8 protein-coding genes are annotated in these 4,436 nt (G+C 62.7%); 3 read left to right on the top strand and 5 right to left on the bottom strand.

All coding sequences use genetic code 11. The annotated features are described in order from the left end of the window. Positions 1 to 264 (top strand): sigma 54 modulation/S30EA ribosomal C-terminal domain-containing protein (locus EOA32_RS33730; RefSeq protein WP_189407601.1); only part of this gene is annotated, 264 nt, incomplete at its 5' end. Between the two features lie 60 nt (positions 265 to 324). Further along, entirely contained in the window at positions 325 to 789 is a 465-nt protein-coding gene (ptsN, locus tag EOA32_RS33725; protein ID WP_128374028.1) for a PTS IIA-like nitrogen regulatory protein PtsN, read from the top strand. A gap of 118 nt (positions 790 to 907) precedes the next feature. On the opposite strand, the gene EOA32_RS33720 is transcribed toward ptsN, so the two are convergent. Both EOA32_RS33720 and EOA32_RS33715 read right to left on the bottom strand, forming a co-directional pair. After that, positions 908 to 1,165, bottom strand: a complete 258-nt coding sequence (locus tag EOA32_RS33720; protein WP_067318876.1) for a DUF1150 family protein — start codon at positions 1,163 to 1,165, stop codon at positions 908 to 910. Positions 1,166 to 1,229: 64 nt separating this feature from the next. Then, entirely contained in the window at positions 1,230 to 1,655 is a 426-nt protein-coding gene (locus EOA32_RS33715; RefSeq protein ID WP_067004038.1) for an Hsp20 family protein, read from the bottom strand. Positions 1,656 to 1,795: 140 nt separating this feature from the next. Between EOA32_RS33715 and EOA32_RS33710 the strand changes: the two genes are divergently transcribed. Then, a complete protein-coding gene (locus tag EOA32_RS33710) occupies positions 1,796 to 2,740 on the top strand; it encodes a nucleoside hydrolase (RefSeq protein WP_128374027.1) in 945 nt (314 codons plus the stop codon). 95 nt (positions 2,741 to 2,835) lie between these two features. Here EOA32_RS33710 and EOA32_RS33705 read toward each other — a convergent pair whose 3' ends face one another. The 3 genes from EOA32_RS33705 to EOA32_RS33695 form a co-directional block, all read right to left on the bottom strand. Beyond that, positions 2,836 to 3,138 carry a hypothetical protein gene (locus EOA32_RS33705; RefSeq protein WP_245499483.1) on the bottom strand — a complete coding sequence of 101 codons (303 nt, stop codon included), beginning with the start codon at positions 3,136 to 3,138 and terminating at the stop codon, positions 2,836 to 2,838. Between the two features lie 108 nt (positions 3,139 to 3,246). Continuing rightward, a complete protein-coding gene (locus EOA32_RS33700; RefSeq protein ID WP_128374026.1) occupies positions 3,247 to 3,861 on the bottom strand; it encodes a LysE family translocator in 615 nt (204 codons plus the stop codon). A 93-nt stretch (positions 3,862 to 3,954) separates the two neighbouring features. Continuing rightward, positions 3,955 to 4,436 (bottom strand): amidase family protein (locus tag EOA32_RS33695; RefSeq protein ID WP_245499482.1); only part of this gene is annotated, 482 nt, incomplete at its 5' end.

The following is a 4,436-nucleotide window of genomic DNA, read 5'->3' as shown; positions in this document are numbered from 1 at the left end:
GACATCGCCTACGCCGTGATGGAGCCGCTCGCCGACGACGAAGAGGAAATCCCGGAGAACTTCGCTCCGGCCATCGTCGCCGAATCGACCGTGACGCTTCGCACCATGTCGGTGGCGTCTGCCGTCATCGAACTCGATACCAAGGACAGCCCGGTTTTCGTCTTCCGCAACGCCGGAAACGACCACGTCAATATCGTCTACCGCCGGCCGGATGGAAACATCGGCTGGATCGATCCGTCGACCACCAAAGTCGCGCAGGGATAAGAAAGCCGGCCGCGCGAGGGGGACGACCGGCGCGGTAGGCGAGCAAGGGATTTTTCAGGCATGGATCTCAGCGATCTCATCAGCGTCCCGGCTATCATGCCGGCGTTGAAGGCGAATTCCAAAAAGCAGCTTCTGCAATTGCTGTCGGAGAGGGCGGCGGCGATTTCAGGCATTCCGGAGCGGGAAGTGTTCGAGACTATCCTGCAGCGTGAGCGGCTGGGCTCCACCGGCGTCGGTAACGGCATCGCCATTCCGCATGGCAAGCTCGCAGGGGTCAAGCGGATCGCAGGCGTGTTTGCCCGGCTGGAGGCGCCGGTCGATTTCGAGGCGCTCGACGACCAGCCGGTCGACCTGGTGTTTCTGCTGCTTGCGCCCGAAGGCGCCGGCGCCGACCATCTTAAGGCGCTGTCGCGTATCGCGCGCGTGCTGCGCGATGGCGATACGGTGGCCAAGATCAGGGGGACGCGCGACGCAGTCGCGATCCACGCGCTGCTGTCGGACACTCAAGCCTCGCACGCGGCCTGAAGTTTGGGTGAAGCTGGTCTTTGGATAAACCCGGTTTTTGGGATAAAACCTTGAGGGGCCGCCGGGAGCGGCCCTTTCCAATTCAGGCAACGACTCCAAATTCAAATAGTGATTGGGGTCAATGGATGGCGACCGTGGTCAGGTCGTTCTCTAGCGCACCCGCCAGGGCCCGGTCACGGGCATCGGAAAGCAGGATCGGCTGACCGTTGGCGGCAAACAGCGCCCACAGTTCCAGCCCGGGCGCGATTTCGCCGAGGCCGGGGAAGCGGCCGCGCAAATCGTCGCTCGATATTTTCCTCAGATATGCGACCGAACCTTCGCCGAGATGGGCGAATTCGCCGCTGGTCATGGTCAGGGTTTCGTCAATTCTGGTCATTACAAGCCTCCTTGGCGCAAGGACGCCACTTCCGGCCGTCCCGCATTAGAGCCATCGGCAAAGATCAGTCTTTCACCGATATGTTTATTTTCCGTACCAGCCGCTCGGCCTCCGGACGGTCGAGATCGATCGACAACAGGCCGTTCTTCAATTCCGCGCCGACCACCCGCATGCCGTCGGCCAGCACGAAGCAGCGCTGGAACTGGCGAGCGGCGATGCCGCGGTGGAGGAACTCGCGCTCGGTGTCGTCGGTCTGACGGCCGCGCACGATCAACTGGTTTTCCTCGGTGGTGACATCGAGGTCGTTCTCTGCGAAACCCGCCACGGCAAGTGTGATGCGCAGCCTTTCGGCCTTGCCGTCCGAGGCGCCCAGACGCTCGATGTTATACGGAGGGTAGCTGTCGCCCGACTTCGCCAGACGTTCGAGCGTCTTTTCCATGGCGTCGAAGCCCAGAAGAAGCGGGCTGGAGAAGGGCGTCATTCGACTCATTGTTACACTGTCCTCTTAAGAGCGACACAAACCGGAAAAACCCGGATGGCATTTTTCCCGATGGTCTTGATATGGTCCGCCGCGCGATCAAGTTCAAGCCGTGAAAACCCCGCCCAAAAAGACTCCCCAAAGGAATAGAAATGCCCCAGTCACGAAAGATCATCATCGACACGGATCCCGGCCAGGACGACGCCGTCGCCATATTGCTGGCGCTCGGCAGCGCCGAGCTGGAGGTCGTCGGCATCACCGCCGTTGCCGGCAACGTGCCGCTGAAGCTCACCGAGAAGAATGCGCGCAAGATCTGCGAGCTCGGCGGCCGACCCGACGTCAAGGTCTATGCCGGCGCCATCCGCCCGCTGGCGCGCGAGCTCGTCACGGCGGAGGACGTGCATGGCAAGACCGGCCTCAATGGACCCCAGCTGCCCGAACCGACCATGCCGCTGCAGGAGCAATACGCGGTCGATTTCATTGTCGAGACGCTGATGCGTGAGGAAGCGGGCACGATCACGTTGTGCCCACTCGGGCCGCTCACCAATATCGCGCTGGCGCTGATCCGCGAGCCGCGGATCGCGCCGCGTATCAAGGAGATCGTGCTGATGGGCGGCGGCTTTTTCGAGGGCGGCAACGTCACGCCTGCCGCCGAATTCAACATCTACGTCGACCCGCAGGCGGCGGATTTGGTGTTCAAGTCGGGCGTTCCGATCGTGATGATGCCGCTCGACGTCACCCACAAGGCACTGACCTCGGCCAAGCGCATCCAGGCCTTCCGCCAGCTCGGCACCAAGGTCGGCACCGCAACCGCCGAGATGCTGGAGTTCTTCGAGCGCTTCGACGAGGAGAAATACGGCACCGACGGCGGGCCGCTGCACGATCCGTGCGTGATCGCCTATCTCATCAAGCCGGAGCTGTTCAAGGGCCGCCGCTGCAATGTCAGCGTGGAGACCAGCTCCGAGCTCACGATGGGCATGACGGTGATCGACTGGTGGGGCGTCACCAAGCGCGAGAAGAACGCCATGGTGATGCGCGACATCGACCACGATGCGTTCTTCGCGCTGCTGGTGGAGCGGCTGGGGCGGCTCACCTGACTGTCAAAGCTGCCAAGCGAGCACACGTCGTCACCCGTTGAGCAACCGATAGGTGTCGACGCCACGCTCTTGGTGTTGTCGCTGCATAAACCTCGTCATTCCGGAAACCGGTAGAAGACGAAGCCGTTGTCGCGCGTGACACGTTCGATATTCAGGCGAGAGCCCAGAAGATGCGGGCGATCGTCCTCGACCAGAGCAGATCCACCATTTTTGATAGAGACGACATAGATTCCGCGGCCGTGGTCCAATTGGACACTCTTGATCGTTGCCTCGATGGTATCGATTGACCGGATCGGGCTGGCATCATTGGTCCATTTGTTCACGGCCAAGGAAACCATCACTGCGAATCCAGCAACTAAAAGGATACCGCCAGGAGCGCTCCTTTTCAGATCCGACACAGCATGAATCCCCTGCCAACCATTCACGTGGTGACAGGAAGCCCGGCTTTCAATGGTCTTCCTGTAGCAGCAAGGTGCTGCTGTTTGCGTCCTGTGTTGTGGTGACCTCTACTTCGCCTTCGAAAACGCCAGCCATAGCCCGCCGCCGACCAGGAAGCTGCCGCTGATCCGCGACATCAGTTTAACGCGGCTGGCCGAGAGCATGCGCCCGGCGCGGCCGGCGGCAAGCGCATAGGTCGAATCCGACATGGCGGCGAAGACCATCGCGGTCAGGCCCATGACCACGATCTGCAGCGTGTAATTGCCCTGTGGCGCGATGAACTGCGGGAAGAAGGCGCCGAAGAAGACCAGCGTCTTCGGATTGGAAATCGCCACCAGGAAACCTTGCAGGAAGAAGCCGCCGCGCGGTTTCTTGGCCGATCCATCGGGGTTCAGGGCTTCCTTGGCGCGGAGCATCTGCACGCCCATCCAGATGAGGTAAGCCGCACCGATCAGCCGCACCCATTCGAACCAGTGACCCATGCCGGCGATCAGCGTGTTGAGGCCGATGCCGACGATGGCGATCATGATGGCGAGCCCGGCCTGGGTGCCCGCGACATTGGCCAGCCCGGCGCGCGAGCCATGGCGGATACTGTTGGCGATGATCAGCGTGACCGTCGGCCCGGGTACCAGGACGATGACGATGCAGGCGACGACATAGGCGGCGTAGAGTTCCAGCGACATGTTTTCCCTCGAACAGGATCGCGCCGACACGCGCGGAGCGCGATCAATGCACGGAGTTGACGCCGGCGCAAGCGCGCCAGCCGGTTGAGCCCGTCAGGCAGCCCCCGCCGGCCAGGGCAGCGTCGCCTCATAGGCGGCGCCGGCCTGCAGGACCGCCAGGTCGCCGCGCGGCTGGCCGATCAACTGCATTCCCATCGGCCGGCCCTTGCCGTCGAAGCCGACCGGCACATTGAGCGCCGGACAACCGCCGAGCGTGGCAAAGGCGGAGACCTGCATCCAGCGGTGATAGCTGTCCATCGGCCGCCCGGCGATCTCGCGCGGCCAATGCGTCGAGACCTCGAAGGGGAAGACCTGGGCGGTCGGCAGCACGATAAGGTCGAAGCGCTCGAACAGCGACAGCAGCGTGCGGTGCCATGAGGTGCGCCGGACCGAGGCGGCATGGACCTGGGGCGCGGTAAGGCGCATCGCCTGCTCAACTTCCCAAACCGCCTCCGGCTTCAGCAGCCTGCGCTTTTCCGGAGCGTCATAATGCGCCTTCAGTCCGCAGCCGCTGCTCGCCTGACGCAAGGCGACAA

It is taken from the genome of Mesorhizobium sp. M1A.F.Ca.ET.072.01.1.1 (assembly GCF_004023325.1).
Classification (GTDB): Bacteria; Pseudomonadota; Alphaproteobacteria; order Rhizobiales; family Rhizobiaceae; genus Mesorhizobium.
The sequence above is the reverse complement of the archived record's forward strand: the minus strand, read 5'-3'. Positions and strand labels throughout refer to the sequence as shown.

What these genes read in the sequence shown, in the direction of transcription:
- ptsN (WP_128374028.1), top strand. Translation starts at nt 325, where the DNA reads ATGGATCTCAGCGATCTCATCAGCGTCCCGGCTATCATGCCGGCGTTG.
- EOA32_RS33720 (WP_067318876.1), bottom strand. Translation starts at nt 1,165, where the DNA reads ATGACCAGAATTGACGAAACCCTGACCATGACCAGCGGCGAATTCGCC.
- EOA32_RS33715 (WP_067004038.1), bottom strand. Translation starts at nt 1,655, where the DNA reads ATGAGTCGAATGACGCCCTTCTCCAGCCCGCTTCTTCTGGGCTTCGAC.
- EOA32_RS33710 (WP_128374027.1), top strand. Translation starts at nt 1,796, where the DNA reads ATGCCCCAGTCACGAAAGATCATCATCGACACGGATCCCGGCCAGGAC.
- EOA32_RS33700 (WP_128374026.1), bottom strand. Translation starts at nt 3,861, where the DNA reads ATGTCGCTGGAACTCTACGCCGCCTATGTCGTCGCCTGCATCGTCATC.